We start from the raw sequence: 25,334 nt of genomic DNA, 5'->3' as shown, positions 1-25,334 counted from the left end.
CTGCTTTCGCCTGCCGCTTTCGCCCCATGCCGGAGACCGTCGTGACGCCTGCCCCTTCCGCCTCTTCGGTTTCATCCGCCGCGCCGCGCATCGCGATCGTCGGCAGCGGCTTTGCCGGCATCGGCATGGCGATCCGTCTGCAGCAGATGGGCATCACGTCGTTCACCGTCTACGAAGCCGCGAGCGGTATCGGCGGCACGTGGCGCGACAATACCTACCCCGGCGCGGCCTGCGATATCCCCTCGCATCTGTATTCGTTTTCGTTCGAGGCGAATCCGACGTGGTCGCGCGCGTTCAGCGGCCAGGCGGAAATCCTCGCGTATATCCAGCATTGCGCGCGCAAGTACGGCGTCGAGCGCTACGTGCGCTGCAATGCGAAAGTCAGCGCCGCGCGCTTCGACGAAGCGCGCCAGCTCTGGCTCGTCGACATCGATACGCTCGGCACGCGCGAAACCATCGAGGCGGACGTGCTGATCGCCGCGAGCGGTCCGCTGTCGCGGCCGGCGCTGCCTCGCATCGCGGGAATCGAGCGCTTCGAGGGCAAGCTGTTTCATTCGGCGCGCTGGGACCATGCGTATCCGCTCGACGGCAAACGCGTCGCCGTGATCGGCACCGGCGCGAGCGCGATCCAGTTCGTGCCGCGAATCCAGCCGCGCGTCGCGCATCTGGCGCTGTTCCAGCGCACCGCGCCGTGGGTGATGCCGAAGCCCGACAAACCGATCGGCCCGCGCGCGCGGTGGCTATTCCGCACGCTGCCATTCACGCAGCGCTTCGTTCGGAGTGCCATCTACTGGCAGCTCGAATCGCGGGCGATCGCGTTCGTCGTCAATCCGAAGCTGATGAAGCTGCCGATGAAGTTCGGCCTCAGCTATCTGGAGCGGCGCGTGCCGGACCCGGCGCTGCGCGCGAAGCTCACGCCGAACTACCGGCTCGGCTGCAAGCGTGTGCTGTTGTCGAGCGAGTACTACCCGGCCGTGAGCCAACCAAACGTCGACGTCGTGACGAGCGGCATTCGCGAAATCGTCGCCGATGGCCTCGTCACCGACGACGGCGTGCATCATCGCGCGGACGCGATCATTTGCGGCACCGGCTTCCAGGTCAACGACGTGCGCGCGCCATTCGAAGTCACCGGTCTCGACGGCACGGACCTGAGCGCGCTGTGGCTGCGCGACGGTCCCGAGGCCTATCTCGGCACCAGCATCGCGAACTTCCCGAATTTCTTCATGATCGTCGGCCCGAATACCGGCCTCGGCCACAACTCGATGATCTACATGATCGAGTCGCAACTGCAGTACATCGTCGATTGTCTGCGCGTGCTGCGCCGACAGAACGCCCGCACGATGACGTTGCGCGCCGACGTGCAGCGCGATTTCAACGCGCGTCTGCAACAGGAGATGCGGCATTCGGTGTGGACGAGCGGTTGCCATAGCTGGTATCAGACGCACAGCGGCAAGGTCACCGCGGTGTGGCCCGGCTTCACGTTCAGCTTTCGCAAACGCACGCGGCGCGTGCGGCCGCAGGATTACCGCTTCGCGCGTTGACGCGCGCCAGCAGGAACGATGCACGAAGACGCCGGATCGCGCGGATCGAGCCGCGCGTGTTCGTGCTTCGCGAGTACCTCGAGAATCAGAACGATAAAAGCTGCACAACAAGGGAGACAAACCAGATGACAGGCATCGATTCCACCACGCCCACCACCGCCGCGGCATTGCCGCGCCGCTCGCTCGCCGCTCGCCTCGGCATCACGAGCGTGTCGCGCGCCGATTTGCGACGCCGTTATACGCAAAGCGGCTCGCAGTTCGTGACGATCATGGGCGCCGACGTGCACTACGTCGACGAGGGCGAAGACCGGCGCGGCACGATCGTGATGATCCACGGCTTCGCGTCGTCGTTGCATACGTGGAATCGCGTCGCCGACGAACTCAAGCGCGAGTATCGCGTGATTCGCCTCGATCTGCCGCCGTTCGGCGTGACCGGGCCGTTGCGCTCGGCGCGCGGCACGACCGAAACGATGGATCTGCCGACCTACCGGCGCTTTATCGACACGTTCATGCAGGCGCTCGGCATCGAGCGCGCAACGCTGATGGGCAATTCGCTCGGCGGGCTGATCTCGTGGGATTACGCGCTGCGCCATCGCGGCGCGGCCGAGCGGCTGGTGCTGATCGATTCGGCGGGTTTTCCGATGAAGCTGCCGGTCTACATCGCCCTCTTCAACAGCGCGCTCGTGCGGGCCAGTTCGCCGCGGTGGCTGCCGGAGGCTATCGTCAAGAGCGCGGTCCGCAATGTGTACGGCGACGCGCGCAAGATCGACGCGCTGGCGCTGCGCCGCTACGTCGAGTTCTTCCAGGGCGAAGGCACGCGTCAGGCGATCGGCAAGATGGTACCGACGCTCGACTTCCGCGAAGTCGACACCGACGCGCTGAAAACGCTCGACGTCCCCACCCTCGTATTGTGGGGCGCCCAGGATCACTGGATTCCGCCCGCGCACGCCACCGAATTCGCGAGCCGCATTCCGGGCGCGCAATCGGTCATGTATGCGGGGCTCGGCCATATCCCGATGGAGGAAGCGCCCGAGCGCGTGCTGAGCGATCTGCGGGCGTTTCTCGATGCGCCTCTGCCAGCACACACGAATGCGCAAACGCCGATGCACGCATCGACAGACGGCGCAACGCGTCGCGCGGCCGTTTAAAAGAGCAGGCAACGGTAGGCCTCATACGTCAGCCGGCCTGCACACGGATCGGCTGATGCATCGGCTAACGGATCGGCAAATGCATCGACTAACGCATCGCTCCAGCCTCACCGTCAGCCGCCCCCACCGCTAAGCAAACGCAACAGGTCCCACAGAAACTTGCAGATCATCACGATCAGTTCCCACAGGCGAAACAGCGGCTGCCAGTCCAGCACGCGCGGAAGGGACTCAATCAGGGACTCGATCATTGCGAGCATCGTTATGGTTGGAAAAAATCATGGCCGCGCGCCGCGGCCTCTCTGTTCATCATAGCGACTGCGGGATATCCCGCATCAAGTCGCGTGAAAGTTCGTCGTAAACATCCAGGAAAGCCTCATCCACCAGAGCGCCGTCTCCTTCGGGATGACGGCGCGCTCGTATTGGCGCGCCGCTGCCGTCGATCCGCGCCGATCGCGCCATCAAGGAGACCTCCATGACGCGCTTCAGTTTTCGCCGCGCGGACCGTGCGCCCACGGTCGTCCGCGATATCGCCACTCAGGCCGGCAAACTGGGCATCGAAATCTGCGACGTGTCGGGTCACGTCGACGAAGTCGCCGCGCGCGTGCAGCGCCAGGCGCAAGTATGCCGTGCGCTGCGCGAATCGGCCGCACAAACGCTCGCGGGCAATCATCGGATCGCCGCCGCCGCGCGCGAAATGCGCAACGTGTCCGCCGACGCCGCGACCGGCGTGCAGGAATCGCAGGCGACGCTCGAAGCGTCGCTCGCCGACATTCACGGCCTCGTCGAAGGCGTGACGGTCATCGAAAGTCAGATCGGCGCGCTGCGCAGCGCGCTCGCGCACGTGAGCCGCGTGTCGGAGGAAATCTCGCTGATCGCGCGGCAAACGCACCTGCTCGCGCTGAATGCGGCAATCGAAGCCGCGCGCGCCGGCGAGTCGGGCCGCAGTTTCGCGGTGGTGGCCGCCGAGGTCAAGAACCTGTCCGCGAAAACCGCGCAGGCGACCGGGCAGATCGAAACCACACTCGCGCAGCTCACCCAGCAGACCGAGCAGCTGATCAACGAAGGCTCGGTGAATACGGCACGCGCGCATCGGGTGCGCGAAGGCACGCGCAGAATCGGCGACGTCGTGCATGCAACCGGCGACGCGATCGCGCAACTGAACAACGAAGCCGGCCAGATCGCGACGCTGACCGGCGAGATCGAAACACAGTGCGATGGGCTCGAAGCGCAGGTGCTCGAAATGGCGAGCGGCGTCGAGGATTCGAGCGAGAACTTCGCGCAGGCGAAAAACCGGCTCGGCAATCTGCTCGGCGTGTCGGAGACGCTGATCGAACTGAGCGCGGCCACCGGCGTCGAAACCGCCGACACGCGCTTTATCGACGCGGTGCAACGGACGGCCACCGCGGTCGGCAAGCTGTTCGACGCGGCCATCGCGCGCGGCGACATCGCGCTCGGCGATCTGTTCGACTCGCACTACCTGCCGGTGCCGGGCAGCAATCCGCCGCAGTTCGTCACGCGCTTCACCGCGTTCACCGACCGCGTGCTGCCGGCGCTGCAGGAACCGCTGCTCGATCTCGATGCTCGCGTGGTATTTTGCGCGGCGGTCGACGTACGCGGCTATCTGCCGACGCACAACCTGAAGTTCTCGCTGCCGCCGCGCGACGACGTGGTCTGGAACTCGGCGAACTGCCGCAACCGTCGCATGTTCAATGACCGCACCGGCATCGCGGCGGCCTCGCATACGAAAAAGTTTCTGCTGCAGACCTATCGCCGCGACATGGGCGGCGGCCAGTTCGTGATGATGAAGGATGCGTCGGCGCCCGTGTTCGTCGGCGGCCGGCATTGGGGCGGCGTGAGGCTCGCGTACAAGGTCTGAGCGCGGCATGAAACGATGACATGGCGCCGCGCGTGCCTCGCGCGACGCCCGTCCCTCGGCTGCGTCAGGTCGCCATCACCGCGCGTTTGCGCTCGGCGCGCTGCATGAAGAAGTTGGCCGCGACCACGCCGACAGTGACCACCGCGATGAACAGCGTCGCGAGTGCGTTCATCTCCGGATTCAGGCCGAGCCGCACGCGCGAGAACACCACCAGCGGCAGCGTCGTCGAACCGGGACCGGACAGGAATGCGGACAGCACGAGGTCGTCGATCGACAGCGTGAACGACAGCAGCCAGCCCGACACCAGCGCCTGCGAAATCAGCGGCAACGTGACGAAGAAGAACACCCGCAGCGGCGTTGCGCCGAGATCGAGCGCGGCCTCTTCGAGCGACGGGTTCAGCTCGCGCACACGCGACTGCACGATGATCGCCACGTACGAAATACACAGCATCACGTGGCCGATCCAGATCGTGAAGATGCCGCGTTCGGCCGGCCAGCCGATCCAGCGCGCCATTTCGATGAACAGCAGCAGCAGCGAGATGCCCTGAATCACTTCCGGGATCACCAGCGGCGCGTTGATCATGCCGGTGTACAGCGTGAAGCCGCGAAAGCGGCCCATGCGCGCGAGCACGAAACCGGCCCACGTGCCGATGATCACCGACGCGAACGCCGTCAGCAACGCGATGCGCAACGACAGCCACGCCGACGCGATCAGCTCGTCGTCGTGCAACAGCGCCGCGTACCAGCGCGTCGAAAAGCCCGACCATACCGTGACCAGTTGCGATTCGTTGAACGAATAGACGATGAGGCTGACGATCGGGATATACAGAAACAGAAAGCCGATGCCGAGCGCGATCAGCTGCAACGTGCGATTCGGCTTCATTGGCGGCCCTCCTCCAATGCCTTCGCCTGCGCACGCTGGAACAGCGCCATCGGCACCAGCAGCAGCAACACCATCGCGCAGGTGACGGCGGAGGCCATCGGCCAGTCGGCGTTGTCGAAGAACTCATTCCACATCACGCGGCCGATCATCAGTGTGTTCGCGCCGCCGAGCAGCTCCGGAATCACGTACTCGCCGACCGCCGGAATGAACACCAGCAGACAGCCCGCGATGATGCCGTTCTTCGACAGCGGCAGCGTGATCTGCCAGAACGCCTTCCACGGCTTCGCGCCGAGGTCGTACGCGGCTTCGAGCAAGGTCAGGTCCATTTTCACGAGGTGCGCGTAAAGCGGCATCACGAGAAACGGCAGATACGAATAGACCATGCCGATGTAGACCGCCGTATTCGTGTGATACAGCTCGATCGGCGAATGAATCAGGCCGATCGACATCAGGAAGTTGTTCAGCAGTCCGTTGTTCTTCAGGATGCCGATCCAGGCGTATACGCGGATCAGGAACGAAGTCCAGAACGGCAGCATCACCGCCATCATCAGTAGATTGCGAGTCGCCGGATTCGAGCGCGCGATGTAATACGCCATCGGATAGCCGATCAGCAGACACAGCAGCGTCGAGATCGCCGCGACCACCACTGAGTTCACATAGGTCGCGAAGTACAGGCTGTCGGTCAGCAGAAACGCGTAGTGCGACAGATCGAGCGTGATGTGAATCGCGCCTTCCGCGAAATTGACCAGCTGCGTGTACGGCGGAATGCCGAGCTGCGAATCGGCGAAGCTGATCTTCACGACCAGCAGGAACGGCACGAGGAAAAACAGCAGCAGCCAGATGAACGGCCCCGCCACCACCGCGGTACGGCCGGTCAGCTTCAGACGCCGCACCGGCCACGCGAAGAACGAAGAAAGCGCGGCTTTCATGACGTCAGCACCACGCCGGCCGATGCGCTCCAGCGCACGTACACTTCGTCGCCCCAGGTGGGCGGATCGATTTCGGTGAGCACGAGGCTCGTCACGTTCGCGATCACGGTCTTGCCGCCGTCGAGCTTCACGTGATACAGCGAATAGCCGCCCATGTACGCGATATTCGTGACGACGCCCTTGCCCCAGTTGTACGCGCCTTCGGGCGGCTTGCGCGTGAGCGCGATGCGCTCGGGGCGCACCGAGATCGTCACCGGCATGCCGAGCGGACCGGTGATGCCGTGATTGACGTGCAGGCGGCACGGCAGATCCGGCGTTTCGATGAACACGTGATCGGGTTCGTCCTCGACCGTATGGCCGTCGAACAGATTGGTCGAGCCGATGAACTCCGCCGAGAAGCGGCTGTTCGGATACTCGTAGACTTCGTGCGGCGTGCCGAGCTGGACGATCTGGCCTTCGCTCATCACCGCGAGGCGGTCGGCCATCGTCATCGCTTCTTCCTGATCGTGCGTGACCATCATGCAGGTCACGCCGACCTGGTCGAGAATGTTGACGAGTTCGATCTGGGTGCGCTGGCGGATCTGCTTGTCGAGCGCCGACATCGGTTCGTCGAGCAGCAGCAGCTTCGGCCGCTTGACGAGCGACCGCGCGAGCGCGACGCGCTGCTGCTGACCGCCCGACAGCTGATGCGGCTTGCGCTTCGCGAAGCGGCTCATCTGCACGAGTTCGAGCGCATTGGCGACGCGCTCTTTAAGCTCAGCCTTCGGTACGCCCTCCTGCTTCAGCCCGAACGCGACGTTGGCCTCGACCGTCATGTGCGGAAAGAGCGCGTACGACTGGAACATCATGTTGACCGGCCGACGATACGGCGGCAGTTGCGCGAGGTCCTCGCCGTCGATCAGGATCTTGCCCGAAGTCACGGTTTCGAGCCCGGCCATCATCCGCAGCAAGGTCGACTTGCCGCAGCCCGAGCTGCCGAGCAGCGCGAACAGCTCGCCCTTCTTCACCGACAGATTGACGCCCTTGACCGCGACGGTCTCGCCGAACTTCTTGACGACGTCGACGATCTGGATGAACTGGTCCGCTGCGTCGCCCGTAACGACGTTCGGGCCCGACGGCGACCTGGCCGCTCCGGCCAGCGCACCCGGCTGGTCACTACTCATCATAATGCTGCTTCACTCCGGCGTTTGACGAACAAAGCCCCCGGTGAACACCGAGGGCTTCATGATGATGCTGATCCCTGCTGCGTGCCGCGCTTAGCGGCCGGACTTCAATTCGGTCCACAGCCGCGTTTGCAGCCGCTGGATTTCCGGCGGCAGCGGCTTCAGCAGGAACAGCGTCTTGATGGTTTCCGGCGACGGGTACACGGCCGGATCGTTCGCGACGTCCTTGTCCACGTACTTGCGCGCTTCCGTATTCACGCTCGGGTAGTACACGGCGTTGGTGATCGCGGCGTGCACCTGCGGCGTCTCGATGTAGTTGATCCACTCGTGCGCGGCTTCCTTGTGCTTCGCGTCCTTCGGAATCGCCATCACGTCGAACCAGACCGGCGCGCCGCCCTTCGGAATGTAGTACTCGATCTTGTACGGCTTCTTCGCTTCGGCCGCGCGATGCTTGGCGATCACGACGTCGCCCGACCAGCCGTACGCGAAGCAGACGTCGCCGCCGACGAGGTCGTTGATATAGCCCGACGAGTTGAACTGCGTGATGTACGGGCGGATTTTCTTCAGCACCTCGAGCGCGGCGCGGTAATCGGCCGGGTTCGTGCTCATCGGATCCTTGCCCATGTAGTGCAGCGTGGCCGCGAACATCTGGTCGGGCGCGTCGAGCACCGACACGCCGCAGGCCTTCAGCTTCGAGATGTTTTCGGGCTTGAACAGGATGTCCCAGCTATCGAGCGGCGTGTTCTTGCCGAGGATCTGCTGGACCTTCGTGACGTTGTAGCCGAGGCCGGTCGTGCCGTAGGCCCAAGGCACCACGTACTTGTTGCCCGGATCGGCGCCGGCGACGAGCGCCATCAGCGACGGGTCGAGGTATTTGAGGTTCGGCAGCTTCGATTTGTCGAGCGGCTCGAAGATGCCCGCGGCGATCTGCTTGCCCGCGTAGTTGCTGGTCGGCACGACGATGTCGTAGCCCGAGTTACCGGTGAGCAGCTTCGCCTGCAGCGTGTCGTCGCTGTCGTAGTTGTCGTATTTGACCTGGACGCCGGTCTGTTTCGTGAAGTTCGGGATCGTGTCCTTCGCGATGTAATCGGACCAGTTATACACGTTGAGCTGCGTGTCTTTCGCCGTGGCCGTCAACCACGGTGCCGCGCACAAGACCAGCGCCGCCACCTGCCCCATTACCCGTCTTTTCATCCCGTTCTCCGATCCCGTCGTCACTCAAGCCGCGGCGTCGCGCGCAGCCCCCTGAAAACCCCGAAAACTACCACCAAATATTGCCCGCTCCAAAAAAAACCTGGAGCTGTCGCGCAAACGGTACAGGCCGAGGCCGCACCCCTGCAAAATCGGCGCAATTTTAACGGGTTATCGGCGCGTGTCCACCGAAAAATACGCGTGCGGCGACGCCATCGCTACGGCGCGACACCGCTGCTGCGCGCGGGATGCGGGCGGAATGCGGGCGTTGTGGCGAGTCGCTGTTACCTCGTTGTTATCTGCCTGTCAGGTCGGTGACGGCGGTCCGCCGACGACGCGTGCCGGGCGACGCTTGCGGGCAGCGTTCAGGGCTACCGCCGGGAGCGGCGCGGTGCGGTGCGGCGCCGTGCCGTGCCTGCCGAGGTGTTGTCCCATGTCGGCCGGCCGCTTCGCCCGTTGAGGGCACACGCTTCCCACGACGCCCGCGCCGGATTCACGCGATGCAATGCCATCGCGACCGCCGCAATGCTCCTATCATGATCTTTTGATGCACGCCGCTGCGCCCCGGTTTGATGCACGCCGCGCCCCGGTCGGACGCAAGCCGTATCCGGTCCGGCGGTGCACAATGGTTGCTCGCGGCCCGGCGTGGCCTCGACCGGAGCGCGGCACAGCCGTCGCGCCCCGCCGGTCGCCTGTCTGCGCCAGCGATGGGCATGTGGCTTGCAAGAGGATGTGCTTCCGACCTCAGGCACCGATGAACACCAATCCTTTCGCGTTGCGTCCGAACCGCCGCCGGCGTGAGCCCGGGGAACCGACGCGCCCGGCCCACTGGCTGTCGTTTCTCGGCGCCGGCGCGCTGATCGCGGTCGGCTATATCGATCCCGGCAACTGGGCGACCGCGCTCGGCGCCGGCGCGGGCTACGGCTATAGCCTGCTCGGCATCGTGCTGCTGGCGAGCCTGATGGGGATGCTGATGCAGTGGCTGTCGTCGCGCCTGGGCGTCGTGACCGGGCGCGATCTCGCGCAGTTATGCCGCGAGCACAACGGCCGACGCTCGACGCTGTTCCTGTGGCTGACCAGCGAAGTCGCGATCATCGCCTGCGACGTCGCCGAGGTGGTCGGCAGCGCGGTCGCGCTGCAATTGCTGCTCGGCGTGTCGCTGACGGTCGGCGTGCTGATGTCGGCGGTCTGCACGTTCGCGCTGCTCGCGCTCCAGCACAAAGGCGGCCGCCGGCTGGAGGCGGTGATCGCCGCGCTGATCGGCTTCGTCGGCCTGTGCTTCGTCGTGCAGCTCGCGCTCGCGCGCCCCGACTGGCACGCGGCGCTCGCCGGCACCGCGCCGAGCCTCGAGCTGATCCGGAACGCGGGCATGCTGTGGCTCGCGGCGGGCATCGTCGGCGCGACGGTGATGCCGCACAACCTCTACCTGCACTCGGCGCTCGTCAAACATCACGCGCCGGACGGCAGCGACGCGCAGATCAAGGTCGCGCTGCACGTGGTCAACCTCGATACGTTCGGCTCGCTGGCGTTCGCGTTCGTGATCAACGCGGCGCTGCTGATCGTGTCGGCGGCCGTGTTCTACGCGAGCGGCCATCGCGACGTCACCGATCTCGCCGATGCGCATCGGCTGATCGCGCCGCTCGTCGGCAGTCACTGGGCCGGCATCCTGTTCGCGACGGCGCTGCTCGCTTGCGGGTTGAGCGCGACCGTGACCGGCACGCTGGCCGGGCAGACCGTGATGGAAGGCTTTTTGCGGCTGCGGCTGCCGCGCTGGAAACGCGCGCTGCTCACGCGCGCGCTCGCGATCGGGCCGGCGCTGCTCGCGGTCGCGCTGTTCGGTCCGCATGGCTCGAATCAGCTGCTCGTCGCGAGTCAGGTGGTGCTGAGCCTGCAATTGCCGCTCGCGGTCGTGCCGCTGATCCGCTATGCATCCGATGCGACTCTGATGCGCGGCTGGCGCGTGCATGGCGTGCCGCTCGCGTTTGCGTGGCTGTCGGCGGCGTTCATCATCGTGCTCAATGGGGCGTTGCTGTGGCAACTGGCGATGGGGGCGTGAAGGAGGGAGGCGGCGGCCACGGCGGGGATGGCCGAGGGGATCGCCGCGCACTTCGCGTGATGCGGCGTGACGTGGCGCATCGCTACCGGACACGCACCGCGCATCGGTTAACATAGCGGGACTTCGCCTCCGCGCTTCAAGGTTTCCGATGACTTCGAATCTCCACGATCTTCCCGACAGCCCCTGTATCGGCGTCTGCTCCACCCTCTTCGACGAGGTCTGCAAAGGCTGCGGGCGTACCGCCGCCGAAGTGTCCAACTGGGTGTTCCTGAGCGACGAGGAAAAGCGCGCGATCTGGGTGCGGATCGAACAGGAAGGAACGGCGATGCGGTTTCAGAACGATAAGGTGTAAGCGGTTTTTCGCGGTATCCCGTGGGTCGCGTGTCGCACCTCGCCTGCATGACACGCGATGCAATCTGCCGGGACGTTAGTTCTTAGTTGCCACTGCCCGGTCCGATCTCGGGAAGCGCCTGCAAACTGACGCGCTCGATCGTGTAGCCGGCAGCGGCGAGTCGCTCGAGTATCGAAGCTTTGCCGGAAAAATGCCCCGCCGCATGCAAACGAAGCGGCTTCGATGACCTCAACTGCCCATCCGCGCCGAATCGGCGATCGCCTGACTTGTGTCCTTTTGTGCGTCAGGCATAAAAACAACAAGGCCCGCATCGGCAGATCGCCGATGCGGGCCTTCGGAACTCGCTGAAAACCAGCGCCCGGACGCTTACTCCACGCCCTGACTCGTCAGGAAGTCCTCGTAATTACCACCGAAGTCGTTCAACGTCCCATCGGTCTTCACTTCGATGATCCGGTTCGCGAGGCCGCTCACGAACTCGCGGTCGTGCGACACGAAAATCAGCGTGCCTTCGAACTTGTCGAGCGCGATCTGCAGCGATTCGATCGACTCCATGTCCATGTGGTTGGTCGGCTCGTCCATCAGCAGCACGTTGTGGCGGCCGAGCATCAGCTTGCCCCAGATCATGCGGCCCTTCTCGCCGCCCGACAGCACCTTCACCGACTTGCGGATGTCGTCCGCGTTGAACAGCAGCCGGCCGAGCGTGCCGCGCACCATCTGCTCGTCGTCGCCCTCCTTGCGGTAGTGGTCGATCCAGTCCATCAGCGTGACGTCGTCCGGAAACTCTTCGTACGTGTCCTGCGGCATGTAGCCGACATTCGCGTTTTCCGCCCACTTCACCGTGCCGTGGTCGAGCTGCAGATTGCCGAGCAGCGAGCGCAGCAGCGTGGTCTTGCCCGCGCCGTTCTCGCCGATGATCGCGATCCGCTCGCCCGGCTGCACGCTGATGCTGAAGTTGTTGAAAATCGAGCGCTCGTATTTCTTCGAAATGCTGTCCGCGACCACCGCGATGTTGTGCAGCTTCTTCTCGAACTCGAAGCGGATGAACGGGTTCTGCCGCGATGACGGCTTGAATTCCTCGATCTTGATCTTGTCGATCATCTTCAGACGGCTGGTGGCCTGACGCGCCTTCGACTTGTTCGCCGAGAAGCGGCGCACGAAGTCCTGCAGGTCGGCGACGCGCTCCTTCGCCTTCGCGTTGGCGTTCTGCTGACGCTCGCGCGCCTGCGTGCTGGCGAGCATGTAGTCGTCGTAGTTGCCCGGATAGACCTTCAGCGTGCCGAAGTCCATGTCGGCCATGTGCGTGCAGACCTGGTTCAGGAAGTGTCGATCGTGCGAGATGATGATCATCGTCGAGTTGTACTGGTTGAGCACGTCCTCCAGCCAGCGGATCGAGTTGATGTCCAGGTTATTGGTCGGCTCATCCAGCAGCAGCACGTCCGGCTTCGAGAACAGCGCCTGCGCGAGCAGCACGCGCAGCTTCCAGCCCGGCGCGACATTGCTCATCGGGCCGTTGTGGTCTTCGATCGCGATGCCGATGCCGAGCAGCAGTTCGCCCGCGCGCGCTTCGGCGGTGTAGCCGTCGTACTCGGCGAACTTCGCTTCGAGTTCGGCGGCGTGCATGTAGTCGTCGTCGGTTGCGTCGGGGTTCGCGTAGATCGCGTCGCGCTCGGCCATCGCAGCCCACATTTCGGCGTGGCCCATCATGACGACGTCGAGCACGCGCACGTCTTCGTACGCGAACTGGTCCTGGCGCAGCTTGCCGAGGCGAATGTTCGGCTCGAGCATCACGTTGCCCGAGCTCGGTTCCAGGTCGGAACCCAGAATTTTCATGAAGGTGGACTTGCCGCAGCCGTTCGCACCGATCAGGCCGTAGCGATTCCCTCCCCCGAATTTGACCGAGATGTTCTCGAAGAGGGGCTTCGGCCCGAATTGCATGGTGATGTTGGCAGTAGACAGCACGGCGCGTCCCTTTGAATGTGATATCGGCGAAAAACCCAATATTTTAGCAGATTTAGAGAATTCAACCGGCGAGAATCCGGGCCGCCCCGCTGCCTTTACCCGCCAGGCCCGCGCGGGGCGTCGCGCGGCGTCTGCAAAATGTCGATGAACGCCGAAAAATCCGCGTCGGCGAGCCCCATGGCCGCGCCGAGCCGCAGCAACTGCTGCACGGTCGATGCCACCGGCATCGGCGTGCCGGTCTCGTAGGCCGTCGCCGCGACCGTGTCGACGTCCTTCTGGAACGTGCGCAACGCGCCGATCGGCGGCTGGCCGCTTTGCGTCATGCGCGGCACGAAGGTCTGCAGCAGCACGGAATCGGCCCAGCCGCCGGCGAGCGCCTCGGTGAGCTTCGCGGCGTCGATGCCGCTGCGCTGCGCGAGGCTCACCGCCTCGGCGATGGCCGCGACGGTCGCGGTGACGATCGCCTGATTGCACAGCTTCGCGGTCTGACCCGCGCCGGCCTCGCCCATATGCGTGACGCGGGCGGCGTAGGCATCGAGTAACGGGCGTACCGCGGCGATATCGCTCGCGGCGCCGCCCGCCATGATCGCGAGCATGCCGGCCGTCGCGCCGCCGACGCCGCCGGAAACCGGCGCGTCGACCCAGCCGATCGACAACTCGGCCGCGCGCCGCGCCAAGGCCCGGGTCGCCGCCGGCGGGATGCTTGAATGATCGACGATCCAGCGCAGCCTGCGCGGCGTCGCCGCAGCGCCGTCGAGCAACCCCGCCGGGCCGAACACGGTCTGTTCGACCGCCGCCGCGTCGGCGACGCATAGCAGCACCGCGTCGCAGCGCCCGACCAGCTCGCGCGGCGTATCGACGACCTGCGCGCCGTCGGCCTGCAAGGCCTCGGCTTTGGCCCGCGTACGGTTCCAGACATGCACGGAATGCCCCGCGCGCAGCAGATGCCGGATCATCGGCGCGCCCATCAGGCCGGGGCCGCAAAAACCAGTTTCCACGTTCGAACCTCGTCGGTAATCGGATTGAAGGGCGGATTGAATAGCGGATTGAATGAAGGATCGCATCGCGCGGACATGATAACGGCCGCGCGCCGTCGCGCCATACCGGGCATGCGGCGTGCGGCAACGACGATTCGGGCGGCGGCGTTTCAGACGGTCACGGCGTAGCGCGAAAGTGCGTGCCACGACGTGGCGCCGCGCTTGTCGCCGAATCCGTCGCGAATCCGTCGTCGAATCTGCCGCTGCATTTGCCGCAAAAGGCACCGCCACACATGACCGCCGCACCAATGCAATCCAGCCTGTCGTTTTCCGGCGCGAACCGTTACCTATACTTTTCTGAACAACGCATTGCCGAACACCGAACAGCGTTTTTTCGACCCGCGGCGCCAACCAAGGAGAACATCCATGTCTGAGCACGTTTACAAGAAGATCGAACTGACCGGCTCGTCGACCAAGTCGATCGACGACGCGATCACCACCGCGATTGCCAAGGCATCGACAACGTTGCGCAATCTACACTGGTTCGAAGTCACGGAAACGCGCGGCCAGATCGAAGACGGCAAGGTCGCGTACTGGCAGGTGACGCTGAAGGTCGGGCTGCGCATCGAGGACTGACGCGGTAGCTTGAGCGGTCACAGCGGCGCCAGCCGTTAGCTGTCAGCCGTCCCAGCCGCCACGCGAAAGCAACGGCTGCAAAAAAGCTGCGTCCAACCGGAATCGGACGCAGCCTTTTGAACGTGAAGCGGAATTCAGGCGCTCAAGCCATGAACCCGCTTCGCCCGCACATAACGTGCAGGCAACTTACTTCGGCAACGAACCGTCGACACCCTCGACATACCAGTTCAAACGCTGCAATTCCTGATCGGTCAGCGTCTTGCCGGCCGGCACCTTGACCGCGCCCGACTGATCCTTGATCGGCCCCGTGAACACATCACGCTTGCCGCTCGCGAGTTCGTCGCGCTGCGCCGCGACCTGCTTCTGTCCATCGGCCGGAATCACCGACGTGTTCAGATCCTCGAGGTTGACCGCCTTCTGCGGAATGCCCCACCACACCGGATCGTTCTTCCACTTGCCGTCGAGCACCTGCTGGATCACCGCGTTGTAGTACACACCCCAATGCGCGACCACCGAGCCCAGATGCGCATTCGGACCGAACTTCTTCATGTCCGAATCCCAGCCGAACGCGTGCACGTGCTTCTCCGACGCGGTCGCGAGCGTCGCGCTCGAATCGGTGTTCTGCAGCAGCACGTCGGCGCCCTGGCCGATCAGCGTTTCGGCGGCCTGCTTCTCCTTGCCCGGATCGAACCAGCTGTTGATCCAGATAACCTTGGTGTGCACCTTCGGATTCACCGACCGCGCGCCGAGCGTGAACGCGTTGATGTTGCGCACCACTTCCGGAATCGGCACCGACGCGACGAAGCCGAGCGTGTTGCTCTTCGTCACGTAGCCCGCAGCGACGCCGGCAAGGTACGCGCCTTGGTACATACGCACGTCGTAGGTGCCGAAGTTCGGCGCCTTCTTGTAACCGGTCGCGTGCAGGAACACGGTGTCCGGGAAGTCCTTCGCGACCTTCAGCTGGAAGTCCTGGAAGCCGAAGCTCGTGCCGAAGATGATCTTGTTGCCCTTGTTGGCGAGATCGCGGAACACGCGCTCGGAGTCGGCCGATTCTGGCACGTTCTCGACGCGCGTGATCTTGATCTTGTTGCCGAATTTCGCCTCGACTTCGCGCGAGCCCTGGTCGTGCGCGAAGGTCCAGCCGGCGTCGCCCGGATTGCCGATGTAGACGAACGCGACGCCCGGCACGTCGGCCGCTTGCGCGGTCTGCGAGAGCGGCGCTGCCAGCGCGAGCGAAGCCGCGCCCCACGCGAAGGCGGTCAGCAGATTTCTTCTCTTCATGTTTTCCCCTGTCGTGTTGAACTCGTGTTGAAGGAATGATAGTGAGCGAATAAAAACGCGGCGCCGTCAGCCGGCCGAGAAAAACGGCTTGCCGAGCGACGCGGGCGCATTCAGACGGATCGTGTTCGGATTGCGCGAAATCAGCGCGAGCACGACGATCGTCGCGACGTACGGCAGCATCGCGAGGAACTGGGTCGGCACCGGCACGCCGATCGCCTGCGCGTAGAACTGCAGACCCGTCACCGCGCCGAACAGCAGCGAGCCGATCAACAGACGCCCCGGCCGCCACGTCGCGAACACAACCAGCGCGAGCGCGATCCAGCCGCGGCCCGAAGTCAGATTCTCCTGCCACAGGTGCAGATTGACGATCGAATAGTAGCCGCCCGCGAGCCCCGCCATGCCGCCGCCGAACGCGACCGCGCCATAGCGCACGCCGACCACCGGAAAGCCGACCGAATGCGCGACCTGCGGCGATTCGCCGACCGAGCGCAGCACCAGCCCGGCGCGGGTGCGATACAGGAACCAGCCGATTACCGCGAACATCAGGAACGCGAGGTAGTCGAGTGGCGTGAGCGTGAAGAGCGCGGGGCCGAGCACCGGAATCTTCGAGAGCCCGGGAATGGTCCACGTGTCGATCGTCGCGCGCACCGCGGCCGACGTGTACGGCTTGCCGACATACGCGGACAGGCCAATGCCGAAGATCGTCAGCGACAAACCGGTCGCGACCTGGTTGGCGAGCATCGTCAGCGTGAGGAAGCCGAACAGTAGCGACATCGCGAGACCGGCGCCGATCGCGGCGAGCACGCCGAGCCACGGGTTGCCGGTAATCGCGGTGACCGCGTAGCCGCTCACCGCGCCCATCAGCATCATCCCTTCCACGCCGAGGTTGAGCACGCCCGATTTTTCGGCGACGAGTTCGCCCGCGCCCGCGAACATCAGCGGGATCGATGCGGTAATGGCGCTCGACGTGAGCGCACTGGCTTGCTGGATATCCATATAAGCAGTCTGAAAGCGGATGAGCGAGCTTAACGGACCGCGGCGGCCGCCGAACGGCGCCGCACGCGGTAGTTCACGAACAGGTCGGCGCCGAGCAGGCAGAACAGCAGCAGCCCCTGGAATACGCCGGACAGCGCCTGCGGCAGCTGCAGCGAGGTCTGCACCGCTTCGCCGCCGAGATACAGCAGCGCCATCAGCAGACTCGCGAGCACGATGCCGAGCGGATGCAGCCGGCCGACGAACACGACGATGATCGCGGTAAAGCCATAGCCCGGCGACCACGTCGCCTGCAACTGGCCGATCGGGCCGGCGATCTCGCCCATGCCGGCGAGGCCCGCGAGGCCGCCGCTGATCAGCAGTGACGTCCAGATGGTTTTCGTGTCGGAGAAACCGGCATAGCGTGCAGCGAGCGGCGCGAGTCCGCCGACGTTCATCCGGTAGCCCGCGAAGCTCTTGCGCATGAACAGCCACACGAGCGGAATCGCGATCAGCGTGACGAAGATCGACGCGTTCAGGCGCGTGCCGCGCAGAAACTTCCAGTGCCAGTCGCCGTACAGCGTCGGGTACAGCGCGTCGCCGCTGAACATTTCCGACAGCGGGAAATTCATCCCCTGTGGATCGCGCCACGGCCCACTCACGAGGTAGATCAGCAACTGCGTCGCGACATAGGTGAGCATCAGGCTCACGAGGATTTCGTTGGTGTTGAAGCGGCTCTTCAGGAACGCGGGAATCGCGGCCCATGCCATCCCGCCGAGGATGCCGGCGAGCATCATCGTCGGCAGGATCCACCAGCCGCTCGCCTGATCGAAATAGATCGCGACGCCGCTCGCGGCGATGCCGCCGAGCAGCATTTGCCCTTCAGCGCCGATGTTCCACACGTTCGCGCGATAACCGAGCGCGAGGCCGAGGCCGATCAGGCACAGCGGCGACGCTTTCAGCAGCAGCTCGGACCAGCCGTTGACGCTGGACAGCGGCTCGATGAAGAACGCGTGCATCGCCTGCAGCGGGTCGCGGCCGACGAGGCCGAAGATCAGGAAGCCGATCGCGAGCGTCAGCACCGCGGCGATCAGCGGCACCGCCAGCTGCATCGCGCGGGACGGTGAGGTGCGCGCTTCGAGTCGATAGGGAAGCATCATGAGTGGCGTGTCATTGTTCGGGTTCTGTTCTTCAAGGTCCGCATGCGCGTGCGTGGTGAGCTTGGTGGGCTGGGTAGGCGTGATGAAGCGGCAGGCCGGCGCTTCGCGTCATAGACGTCACGCATGCGCCGGCTGATCCGCCGCCGGCGCCGCGCCTTCGCGATCGCCGAACAGCCCCGCCATCCAGCGACCGATCTCCTCCGCATTGGTCGCGCCGGTCGCGCGCACCGGCGAGAGCCGCCCGCCCGCGAGCACCGCAAGACGATCGCAGATATCGAACAGCTCTTCCAGCTCCTCCGAGATCACCAGAATCGCGACGCCGCGTGCCGACAGATCGAGCAACTGCTGGCGGATGAACGCGGCCGCGCCGACGTCGACGCCCCACGTGGGCTGCGCGACCACCAGCACCTTCGGCGCCTGCAGGATCTCGCGGCCCATGATGTATTTCTGCAGATTGCCGCCCGACAAACTCTGCGCGAGCGCGTCGGAGCCGCCGCAGCGCACGTCGAATGCGTCGATGCAGCGCTTCGCGAACGCGCGCATCGCGCCCGCCCTGATCCAGCCCGAGCTCACCATGCCCTGCCGATGCGCGGTCAACAGCGCGTTGTCGGCGAGGCTCATCGCCGGCACCGCGCCACGGCCGAGCCGCTCTTCGGGCACGAAGCCGAAACCGAGCGCGCGCCGCGCGCCCGCGCTCAGACGCGCGGCCGGCTTGCCACAGATCGTGATCGCATCGGCGGGCACGCTGCGTTTTTCGGTGCGCTTTTCGCCGGACAACGCAGCCAGCAGTTCCGCCTGGCCGTTGCCCGATACGCCGGCTATGCCGAAGATCTCGCCCGCATGCACGCTGAACGACACGTCGCGCAACGAGGTGCCGAAGGGATCATCGCTCGCCACCGACAACTGCTTCACGTCGAGCAGCACCGCCCCCGGCTTATGCTCGCGGCGCGTGTAGTCGGGCAGCGAATGGCCGACCATCAGTTGCGCGAGCGATGCCTGCGTCTCGTTCTTCGGGCTCACGTGACCGGTCACGCGACCACCGCGCATCACCGTCGCGGTGTCGCACAGTTCCTGGATTTCGTCGAGTTTGTGGCTGATGTAGAGGATGCTGCAGCCTTCGGCCGCGAGCCGGCGCAGCGTCGTGAAGAGCTTGCGCACCGCCTGCGGCGTCAGCACCGAGGTCGGCTCGTCCATGATCAGGAGACGCGGATTCTGCAGCAGGCAGCGCACGATTTCGACGCGTTGCCGCTCGCCGACCGTCAGGCTGTGCACGTGACGTTGCGGGTCGATGTCGAGGCCGTAGTCGGCGGAGACTTCGCGAATGCGTTTGCCGAGCGTCTTCAGATCGAACGGTTCGTCGAGCGCGAGCGCGATGTTTTCGCCGACCGTCAGCGTCTCGAACAGCGAGAAGTGCTGGAACACCATGCCGACGCCGAGCTTGCGCGCGGCCGCCGGACTCGCGATCTCGACCGTCTCGCCCTCCCAGCGGATCTCGCCGGCGTCGGGGCGCACCGCGCCGTAGATGATCTTCATCAGCGTGCTCTTGCCCGCGCCGTTCTCGCCGAGCACCGCGCGGATTTCGCCGGGCGCGACGACCAGCGTGACATCGTCGTTGGCGCGCACGGCCGGGTATTGCTTGGTGATGCCGGTGAGCACGAGCCGGGGCACCGCCTCGCCGGCGATACGCGCGCCGTCGCTATGTGGAGAGTCGCTCATGAGATTCCGTAGTGCGTTCGTGACGCCGCTTGCGGACCGATCATCGCGTGATCGCCGCGTAGTAATTGCCATGCAATGGCCACGTCATGACCGCATGATGGCCACGCAATAGCCGCCGGATGGTTCACCGCTATCGATCCGCCGCCCCGGCGGACGATCCGTCACCACAACCGGATGACGATACCTAATTCGACCCACTCAGTCGAGCCGACAAAATTTCGCAAACCCGCGCCACAGCAAGCGCTGCGGGTATGCCTGGCTTGACGTCGTTTTTCGTCCATATTAAAACCCATATACCCCCACGTTCGTTCGATCAGCCAGCACATATATTTCGGAGAGTCCATGAGCCAGCAACGCGAGGCGATCGACACGTACCTGCTGCGCGTGTTGCACACGCTATTGATGGAGCGCAGCGTCACACGCGCGGCCGTCAAACTGAACCAGTCCCAACCCGCGATCAGCGCGGCGCTGCGCCGTCTGCGCGACATCACCGGCGACCCGCTGCTCGTGCGCGGCAAGTCCGGCATGGTGCCGACCGAGTACGGTCTGCGCCTGCTCGAACCGGTGCAGAACGCGCTGCGTGAAATCGAGCGCATCAAGTTCCAGCAGCACAACTTCGATCCCGCCACGTCGATCCGCTGCTACCGGATCGGCTGTCCCGACTATCTGAACGTGCTGTTCGTGCCGACGGTCGTCGAACGCTTCCGCCAGGCCGCGCCGAACGCGACGCTCGAATTCCATTCGCTCGGTCCCGCGTTCGACTACGAACTCGCGCTCGAGGACGGCAAGCTCGACATCGTCGTCGGCAACTGGCCGGAGCCGCCCGAGCAGTTGCATCTGTCGAACCTGTTCGTCGATCAGATCGTCTGCCTGATGAGCAACACGCATCCGTTCGCCAGGCGCGGCGGGCTCACGCTCGACCAGTACCTGAACGCCCCGCATCTCGCGCCGACGCCGTACTCGGTCGGCCAGCGCGGCGCGATCGACGTGCACCTCGCGCGCGAACGCCTGAAGCGTCAGGTGGTCGTCACGCTGCCGTACTTCAATCTCGCGCCGTACGTGCTGATCAAATCCGATCTGATCTTCACGACGACGCGCCTTTTTGCCGACTACTACGCGAAGTTCCTGCCGCTGACCGTGGTGCCCGCGCCGCTCGATTTTCCGCCGATGCAGTACTACCAGCTGTGGCACGAGCGTGTGCATTACTCCGACGAAGTGCGCTGGCTGCGCGGGCTGGTCGCCGAGGCGACCCGGACGCTGATCGACAAGCCGTAGGGCCACATGCGCGCCGGATGACGGCGCGTGGACCACGCGGTCCGCATGGTTCGCGTGGTCCGCATAGCCCGTTAGTTGCGCCCCTCGCCGCAGCCCAACCTACGCCTCCCGCCCTACGCCGCCTGATAAAGCTCGTGCGCGAGCCGGTTATGCCGCTCGATCACTGGCCCGAGTTCGAGCGTCGCCAGTTGCCCGTCCTTCACGACCACCTTGCCGTCGATCACGCTATAGCTCACCTGCGAAGGCGCGCAGAATACCAGAGCCGCCACCGGATCGTGCAACGCGCCGGCAAAATGCGGCGCGCGCAGATCGAACGCGACGAAATCCGCCGCCATGCCGGGGGCCAGCGCGCCGATGTCGTCGCGATTGAGCACGCGCGCGCCGCCGAGCGTGGCGATTTCGAGCGCGTCACGCGCGGTCATCGCATCGGGGCCGAAACCGACGCGCTGCAACAGCAGCGCCTGACGCACTTCGGCAACCATCTGCGCGCCGTCGTTCGAGGCCGAACCGTCGACGCCCAGCCCGACCGGCACGCCCGCGAGCCGCATGCGTCTGACCGGCGCGATGCCCGACGCGAGCCGCATGTTCGAGCACGGGCAATGCGCGACGCCGGTGCCGGTGCGCGCGAACAGTGCGATGCCCGCGTCGTCGAGTTGCACGCAGTGCGCATGCCATACGTCGCGGCCGACCCAGCCGAGATCGTGCGCGTACTCGGCCGGCGTCATGCCGAACTTCTCGCGGCTGTACGCGACGTCGTTGAGATTCTCCGCCAGATGCGTATGCAGCGACACGCCGTACTGGCGCGCCAGCAGCGCCGATTCGCGCATCAGATCGCGGCTCACCGAAAACGGCGAACACGGTGCCACCACGACGCGCAGCATCGCGTAGCGGCCGTCGTCGTGATACGTCTCGATCAGACGCTGCGTGTCGGTCAGGATGTCCGCTTCGCGCTCGACCACCGAATCGGGCGGCAGCCCACCCTCCTTCTGGCCGACGCTCATGCTGCCGCGCGCCGCATGAAAACGCATGCCGATGCGCTGCGCGGCGGCGATGCTGTCGTCGAGGCGGCTGCCGTTCGGGTAGATATACAGATGGTCGCTCGAGGTCGTGCAGCCGGACAGCAGCAGTTCGGCCATCGCGGTCAGCGTCGAGACTTCGATCATTTCGGGCGTCAGGTTCGCCCACACCTTGTAGAGATTCGTCAGCCAGCCGAACAGCTCGGCGTTCTGCGCGGCGGGAATCGCGCGCGTCAGGCTCTGGTACATGTGGTGATGCGTATTGACGAGGCCCGGTATCACCAGGTGGCCGCGCAGGTCGAGCACCTCGTCGGCGCTGCCCGGCAGTTCGGCCGTCGGTCCGACCGCGACGATGCGGTTGTCCTCGATATACAGGCCGGCGTCGCGCAGTTCGCGGCGCGCGCCGTCCATCGTGACCAGCACGTCCGCGTGTTTGACCAGCATCGTTTTGCCGGGCTGTCGCGTTTGCGGTTTTTCCTGCGATTTTTCCTGCGGTCCTGCTTGCGGTTTTGTTTGCTGCGGTGCTCGCTGTTGCGCTGCTTCGTTCATCGTCATTCGTCTCTCCGCCTGATTGCGCTTACTGGTGCCCGCTGGTACCTGCCGGTACCTTGCTGGCGTGCATGCAAAGCCGTTCGAACGCGATGCGGCGGCACGCACCGTGCCGTCGCGTCCGGTCGAACGCCCCAGGCCCGGTTACCCAGCGTGATTGCGCCGTCTTCGGGAATGCGCCGCATCCGGTTTCGCACGAAGCCGAAGCGAACCGCTTCGGCTTCGGCTTCCATTCCGGCCGCGGCGCACAGCCGTCACCTTCGGTTGCCAAAATCCCGCTGACAACTCGCGCGGCTGCGATACCCGGCTTCACGCCGTCGATATAGTGGCGCTTTTTTGGCGCCGGTACGATCGGCCGATGAGCCGGCGTGCCGCGTCTTGCGCCCGCCAGTCGCGCCGCGCGGCTTTCGATCGGCTGTCCATCATGCGCGAACCCTTATCTTTCCTATCGCTCGCGCGCTGGATGGGCCATCCTTTTTACAATGGCTGCCACGGCGCTCGCTTCAGTTCGCCGACGGGTATGTAGCCACTGACGTGGAGCCTCGATCCGCCGCCAACATCATGGATCGGGCCGCCACCGACACCTCGCATTCACACAAGGACAATTGCGAATGGGCAAGCTCACTACCCACGTGCTCGACACCGCGAACGGCCGTCCCGGCGCGGGCATCAAGGTCGAACTCTTCGCGCTCGCAGGCGACACGCGCCGCACGCTCAAAACCACCACCACCAACCACGACGGCCGCTGCGACGAGCCGCTGCTCGAAGGCGACGCGCTCGTCGCGGGCGAATACGAACTTGTGTTCGGCGCGGGCGACTACTTCGCGTCGATCGGCACCAAAGTGCCCGAGCCGCGTTTCGTCGATCGCGTGGTGCTGCGTTTCGGCATCGCGGATGCCGGCGCGCACTATCACGTGCCGCTGCTGGTGTCGCCGTGGTCGTACAGCACGTATCGGGGCAGCTAACTCATTCGCCGGATACGGAAACGGGTCGCGCGAATGGTGTGGATCGTGTGGAGGCTCGCCGGTCATGCGGAGGAGACAACGGCCACGACCGGCGAACCCGTGCGAAACGCGCTGGATGCTGAATGACGCGGCCTTAAACAGCGCGGAATCGGACACCGACCCGAGATACAAACCGAGACGCCAACCCGAAGCACAAACCCGGCCCCAGGGCCCCGCGATACCGATAAAAACCCGCGCGCTGCGTCCTTTACCCCGCAGTCGACGCGATGACCGGCAAGCTCGAACGTCATCGCGTGCGCAATGAATCAGAAGTGGAGGAGTTTCATGGAAGGCTTTATCACCGACTGGCTGAACCTCGCGATTCGCTGGTTCCACGTCATCGCCGCGATTGCATGGATCGGCGAATCGTTCTATTTCGTCGCGCTCGACAACAGCCTGAAACCACCGACCGATCCGAACCAGCGTCGCCGCGGCGTGTTCGGCGAACTGTGGCACGTGCACGGCGGCGGCTTCTACAACATGCAGAAGTACACGGTCGCACCGCCCGAGATGCCCGACGATCTGCACTGGTCGAAGTGGCCGTCGTACACGACGTGGCTGTCGGGCTTCGGTCTCTTCACCGTGCTGTATCTGTTCTCGCCGAGCACCTATCTGATCGATAAAAACGTGCTCGACATGGGGCCGGTGGTCGCCGTCGCATCGGCGATCGGCTTTCTCGCGGCCGGCTGGATCGTCTACGACTCGCTGTGCCGCATTCTCGGCACCCGCGACAAACTGCTCGGCATCTGCGTCGGCATTTATGTGCTGATCGCCGCGTATCTCGTGTGCCATATCTTCGCGGGCCGCGCCGCGTACCTGATCATGGGCGCGATGCTGGCGACGATCATGTCGGCCAACGTGTTCTTCGTGATCATCCCCGGCCAACGCAAGATGGTCGATGCGATGTTGAAGGGCGACACGCCGAACCCGATCTACGGCAAGCGCGGCAAGCAGCGCTCGGTGCACAACACCTATTTCACCCTACCGGTCGTGTTCGCGATGCTGTCGAATCACTACGCGATGACCTACACGCATCCGTACAACTGGGCGGTGCTGGTCGTCATCATGCTGGCCGGCGCGCTGATCCGGCAGTTCTTCGTGATGCGTCATCGCGGCCAGGTGCTGTGGTATCTGCCGCTCGTCGGCGTCGCACTGATGTGCACCGCGCTCGTGTGGACCATGCCGCGTCCGGTGGTGGCGCAGGCGCAGGCCGCCAACGCGCCGACGCTGAAAGTCGCCGACATCGCGCCGGTGTTGCAGCAACGCTGCGCGGCCTGCCACTCCGCGCATCCGACGATGATGGGCAGCGCGCCCGCCGGCGTGCTGATGGATACGCCCGATGAAATCTCGCAGAACGCTCAGCGTATTTACCAGCAGGCGGTCACGCTGAAGGCGATGCCGCTCGGCAACGTCACGCATATGACCGACGACGAGCGCATGAAGATCGCCGCGTGGTTCGAAGGAGGCGCGGCGAAGTAAGAGCGTAGATGTATGGCACCGGCGCCGAAGGCCGGTGCCGCGATAGCGTGATGAGACGGGCTTGGCGCTTTCGCGCCAAGCCCGTTGTCGTTTGGGATGGCGAGGCGGGAGTTTGGACGGGATTTATGATTTTTGTAGCCCATAAGCCACAAAATCACCAAAAAACCAGAT

At 64.9% G+C, this 25,334-nt stretch carries 22 protein-coding genes; 9 read left to right on the top strand and 13 right to left on the bottom strand.

Annotated features, from left to right (window positions below; all coding sequences use genetic code 11):
* The first annotated feature begins 41 nt into the window (after positions 1 to 41).
* On the top strand, positions 42 to 1,541 hold the full coding sequence (locus HHL14_RS09425; RefSeq protein ID WP_169497335.1) for a flavin-containing monooxygenase: 1,500 nt from the start codon (positions 42 to 44) through the stop codon (positions 1,539 to 1,541).
* A gap of 125 nt (positions 1,542 to 1,666) precedes the next feature.
* Positions 1,667 to 2,689 carry an alpha/beta fold hydrolase gene (locus tag HHL14_RS09420; protein ID WP_169497334.1) on the top strand — a complete coding sequence of 341 codons (1,023 nt, stop codon included), beginning with the start codon at positions 1,667 to 1,669 and terminating at the stop codon, positions 2,687 to 2,689.
* Positions 2,690 to 2,802: 113 nt separating this feature from the next.
* Here HHL14_RS09420 and HHL14_RS33525 read toward each other — a convergent pair whose 3' ends face one another.
* Both HHL14_RS33525 and HHL14_RS09415 read right to left on the bottom strand, forming a co-directional pair.
* On the bottom strand, positions 2,803 to 2,937 hold the full coding sequence (locus tag HHL14_RS33525) for a hypothetical protein (protein WP_268966601.1): 135 nt from the start codon (positions 2,935 to 2,937) through the stop codon (positions 2,803 to 2,805).
* Between the two features lie 58 nt (positions 2,938 to 2,995).
* The gene (locus tag HHL14_RS09415; RefSeq protein ID WP_169497333.1) at positions 2,996 to 3,163 is read right to left on the bottom strand and encodes a hypothetical protein; all 168 of its coding nucleotides are present in this window, start codon (positions 3,161 to 3,163) and stop codon (positions 2,996 to 2,998) included.
* On the opposite strand from HHL14_RS09415, the gene HHL14_RS09410 reads away from it, so the two are divergent.
* Positions 3,162 to 4,565, top strand: coding sequence for a methyl-accepting chemotaxis protein (locus HHL14_RS09410; RefSeq protein WP_169497332.1), 1,404 nt, complete (start codon positions 3,162 to 3,164; stop codon positions 4,563 to 4,565). The genes HHL14_RS09415 and HHL14_RS09410 overlap by 2 nt on opposite strands.
* A 64-nt stretch (positions 4,566 to 4,629) precedes the next feature.
* Here HHL14_RS09410 and HHL14_RS09405 read toward each other — a convergent pair whose 3' ends face one another.
* The 4 genes from HHL14_RS09405 to HHL14_RS09390 form a co-directional block, all read right to left on the bottom strand.
* Positions 4,630 to 5,448, bottom strand: a complete 819-nt coding sequence (locus HHL14_RS09405; RefSeq protein ID WP_169497331.1) for an ABC transporter permease subunit — start codon at positions 5,446 to 5,448, stop codon at positions 4,630 to 4,632.
* Positions 5,445 to 6,377, bottom strand: a complete 933-nt coding sequence (locus HHL14_RS09400; protein ID WP_169497330.1) for an ABC transporter permease subunit — start codon at positions 6,375 to 6,377, stop codon at positions 5,445 to 5,447. Before HHL14_RS09400 ends, HHL14_RS09405 begins: the two co-directional genes overlap by 4 nt.
* The gene (locus tag HHL14_RS09395) at positions 6,374 to 7,543 is read right to left on the bottom strand and encodes an ABC transporter ATP-binding protein (protein WP_407945274.1); all 1,170 of its coding nucleotides are present in this window, start codon (positions 7,541 to 7,543) and stop codon (positions 6,374 to 6,376) included. Before HHL14_RS09395 ends, HHL14_RS09400 begins: the two co-directional genes overlap by 4 nt.
* Before the next feature lie 90 nt (positions 7,544 to 7,633).
* Positions 7,634 to 8,734: a polyamine ABC transporter substrate-binding protein gene (locus HHL14_RS09390; protein ID WP_169497329.1), complete on the bottom strand. Its 1,101-nt coding sequence runs from the start codon at positions 8,732 to 8,734 to the stop codon at positions 7,634 to 7,636.
* Between the two features lie 751 nt (positions 8,735 to 9,485).
* Here HHL14_RS09390 and HHL14_RS09385 point away from each other — a divergent pair.
* Together HHL14_RS09385 and HHL14_RS09380 are read left to right on the top strand one after the other, a co-directional pair.
* The gene (locus HHL14_RS09385) at positions 9,486 to 10,787 is read left to right on the top strand and encodes an Nramp family divalent metal transporter (protein WP_169497328.1); all 1,302 of its coding nucleotides are present in this window, start codon (positions 9,486 to 9,488) and stop codon (positions 10,785 to 10,787) included.
* A gap of 148 nt (positions 10,788 to 10,935) precedes the next feature.
* Positions 10,936 to 11,139: a DUF1289 domain-containing protein gene (locus tag HHL14_RS09380; RefSeq protein WP_169497327.1), complete on the top strand. Its 204-nt coding sequence runs from the start codon at positions 10,936 to 10,938 to the stop codon at positions 11,137 to 11,139.
* A 366-nt stretch (positions 11,140 to 11,505) separates the two neighbouring features.
* Here the strand turns inward: HHL14_RS09380 and HHL14_RS09375 are convergent, their stop codons facing one another.
* Both HHL14_RS09375 and HHL14_RS09370 read right to left on the bottom strand, forming a co-directional pair.
* Positions 11,506 to 13,098, bottom strand: coding sequence for an ABC-F family ATPase (locus tag HHL14_RS09375; RefSeq protein ID WP_169497326.1), 1,593 nt, complete (start codon positions 13,096 to 13,098; stop codon positions 11,506 to 11,508).
* 95 nt (positions 13,099 to 13,193) lie between these two features.
* Positions 13,194 to 14,162, bottom strand: coding sequence for an NAD(P)-dependent oxidoreductase (locus tag HHL14_RS09370; RefSeq protein ID WP_169497325.1), 969 nt, complete (start codon positions 14,160 to 14,162; stop codon positions 13,194 to 13,196).
* Between the two features lie 339 nt (positions 14,163 to 14,501).
* Here HHL14_RS09370 and HHL14_RS09365 point away from each other — a divergent pair, with 339 nt between their 5' ends.
* Positions 14,502 to 14,711 carry a dodecin gene (locus tag HHL14_RS09365; RefSeq protein ID WP_169497324.1) on the top strand — a complete coding sequence of 70 codons (210 nt, stop codon included), beginning with the start codon at positions 14,502 to 14,504 and terminating at the stop codon, positions 14,709 to 14,711.
* Positions 14,712 to 14,897: 186 nt separating this feature from the next.
* Here HHL14_RS09365 and HHL14_RS09360 read toward each other — a convergent pair whose 3' ends face one another.
* The 4 genes from HHL14_RS09360 to HHL14_RS09345 form a co-directional block, all read right to left on the bottom strand.
* Complete coding sequence (locus tag HHL14_RS09360; protein ID WP_169497323.1) at positions 14,898 to 15,992, bottom strand: BMP family ABC transporter substrate-binding protein; 1,095 nt, start codon at positions 15,990 to 15,992, stop codon at positions 14,898 to 14,900.
* A gap of 66 nt (positions 15,993 to 16,058) precedes the next feature.
* The gene (locus HHL14_RS09355; RefSeq protein WP_169497322.1) at positions 16,059 to 16,988 is read right to left on the bottom strand and encodes an ABC transporter permease; all 930 of its coding nucleotides are present in this window, start codon (positions 16,986 to 16,988) and stop codon (positions 16,059 to 16,061) included.
* A 29-nt stretch (positions 16,989 to 17,017) separates the two neighbouring features.
* Positions 17,018 to 18,124: an ABC transporter permease gene (locus tag HHL14_RS09350; protein ID WP_169497321.1), complete on the bottom strand. Its 1,107-nt coding sequence runs from the start codon at positions 18,122 to 18,124 to the stop codon at positions 17,018 to 17,020.
* Between the two features lie 117 nt (positions 18,125 to 18,241).
* Complete coding sequence (locus tag HHL14_RS09345) at positions 18,242 to 19,840, bottom strand: ABC transporter ATP-binding protein (protein ID WP_169497320.1); 1,599 nt, start codon at positions 19,838 to 19,840, stop codon at positions 18,242 to 18,244.
* 342 nt (positions 19,841 to 20,182) lie between these two features.
* Here HHL14_RS09345 and HHL14_RS09340 point away from each other — a divergent pair, with 342 nt between their 5' ends.
* The gene (locus tag HHL14_RS09340; protein WP_169497319.1) at positions 20,183 to 21,115 is read left to right on the top strand and encodes a LysR substrate-binding domain-containing protein; all 933 of its coding nucleotides are present in this window, start codon (positions 20,183 to 20,185) and stop codon (positions 21,113 to 21,115) included.
* Between the two features lie 113 nt (positions 21,116 to 21,228).
* On the opposite strand, the gene HHL14_RS09335 is transcribed toward HHL14_RS09340, so the two are convergent.
* Entirely contained in the window at positions 21,229 to 22,575 is a 1,347-nt protein-coding gene (locus tag HHL14_RS09335; RefSeq protein WP_407945273.1) for an 8-oxoguanine deaminase, read from the bottom strand.
* A 716-nt stretch (positions 22,576 to 23,291) separates the two neighbouring features.
* Here HHL14_RS09335 and uraH point away from each other — a divergent pair.
* Positions 23,292 to 23,645 carry a hydroxyisourate hydrolase gene (uraH, locus tag HHL14_RS09330; RefSeq protein WP_169497317.1) on the top strand — a complete coding sequence of 118 codons (354 nt, stop codon included), beginning with the start codon at positions 23,292 to 23,294 and terminating at the stop codon, positions 23,643 to 23,645.
* A 324-nt stretch (positions 23,646 to 23,969) separates the two neighbouring features.
* Positions 23,970 to 25,163 (top strand): urate hydroxylase PuuD, encoded by a 1,194-nt coding sequence (locus HHL14_RS09325; RefSeq protein WP_169497316.1) that lies wholly within the window; start codon positions 23,970 to 23,972, stop codon positions 25,161 to 25,163.
* The last annotated feature ends 171 nt before the right edge of the window (positions 25,164 to 25,334 follow it).

Source organism: Paraburkholderia antibiotica, assembly GCF_012927125.1.
In the GTDB taxonomy this organism is placed as follows: domain Bacteria; phylum Pseudomonadota; class Gammaproteobacteria; order Burkholderiales; family Burkholderiaceae; genus Paraburkholderia; species Paraburkholderia antibiotica.
The sequence above is the reverse complement of the archived record's forward strand: the minus strand, read 5'-3'. Positions and strand labels throughout refer to the sequence as shown.

Coding starts and splice junctions, on each gene's coding strand:
- HHL14_RS09420 (WP_169497334.1), top strand. CDS start 1,667: ATGACAGGCATCGATTCCACCACGCCCACCACCGCCGCGGCATTGCCG.
- HHL14_RS09395 (WP_407945274.1), bottom strand. CDS start 7,543: ATGATGAGTAGTGACCAGCCGGGTGCGCTGGCCGGAGCGGCCAGGTCG.
- HHL14_RS09340 (WP_169497319.1), top strand. CDS start 20,183: ATGAGCCAGCAACGCGAGGCGATCGACACGTACCTGCTGCGCGTGTTG.
- uraH (WP_169497317.1), top strand. CDS start 23,292: ATGGGCAAGCTCACTACCCACGTGCTCGACACCGCGAACGGCCGTCCC.
- HHL14_RS09325 (WP_169497316.1), top strand. CDS start 23,970: ATGGAAGGCTTTATCACCGACTGGCTGAACCTCGCGATTCGCTGGTTC.
- HHL14_RS33525 (WP_268966601.1), bottom strand. CDS start 2,937: ATGATCGAGTCCCTGATTGAGTCCCTTCCGCGCGTGCTGGACTGGCAG.
- HHL14_RS09390 (WP_169497329.1), bottom strand. CDS start 8,734: ATGAAAAGACGGGTAATGGGGCAGGTGGCGGCGCTGGTCTTGTGCGCG.
- HHL14_RS09345 (WP_169497320.1), bottom strand. CDS start 19,840: ATGAGCGACTCTCCACATAGCGACGGCGCGCGTATCGCCGGCGAGGCG.
- HHL14_RS09405 (WP_169497331.1), bottom strand. CDS start 5,448: ATGAAGCCGAATCGCACGTTGCAGCTGATCGCGCTCGGCATCGGCTTT.
- HHL14_RS09365 (WP_169497324.1), top strand. CDS start 14,502: ATGTCTGAGCACGTTTACAAGAAGATCGAACTGACCGGCTCGTCGACC.
- HHL14_RS09360 (WP_169497323.1), bottom strand. CDS start 15,992: ATGAAGAGAAGAAATCTGCTGACCGCCTTCGCGTGGGGCGCGGCTTCG.
- HHL14_RS09335 (WP_407945273.1), bottom strand. CDS start 22,575: ATGCTGGTCAAACACGCGGACGTGCTGGTCACGATGGACGGCGCGCGC.
- HHL14_RS09400 (WP_169497330.1), bottom strand. CDS start 6,377: ATGAAAGCCGCGCTTTCTTCGTTCTTCGCGTGGCCGGTGCGGCGTCTG.
- HHL14_RS09385 (WP_169497328.1), top strand. CDS start 9,486: ATGAACACCAATCCTTTCGCGTTGCGTCCGAACCGCCGCCGGCGTGAG.
- HHL14_RS09410 (WP_169497332.1), top strand. CDS start 3,162: ATGACGCGCTTCAGTTTTCGCCGCGCGGACCGTGCGCCCACGGTCGTC.
- HHL14_RS09415 (WP_169497333.1), bottom strand. CDS start 3,163: ATGGAGGTCTCCTTGATGGCGCGATCGGCGCGGATCGACGGCAGCGGC.
- HHL14_RS09350 (WP_169497321.1), bottom strand. CDS start 18,124: ATGATGCTTCCCTATCGACTCGAAGCGCGCACCTCACCGTCCCGCGCG.
- HHL14_RS09355 (WP_169497322.1), bottom strand. CDS start 16,988: ATGGATATCCAGCAAGCCAGTGCGCTCACGTCGAGCGCCATTACCGCA.
- HHL14_RS09380 (WP_169497327.1), top strand. CDS start 10,936: ATGACTTCGAATCTCCACGATCTTCCCGACAGCCCCTGTATCGGCGTC.
- HHL14_RS09370 (WP_169497325.1), bottom strand. CDS start 14,162: ATGCGATCCTTCATTCAATCCGCTATTCAATCCGCCCTTCAATCCGAT.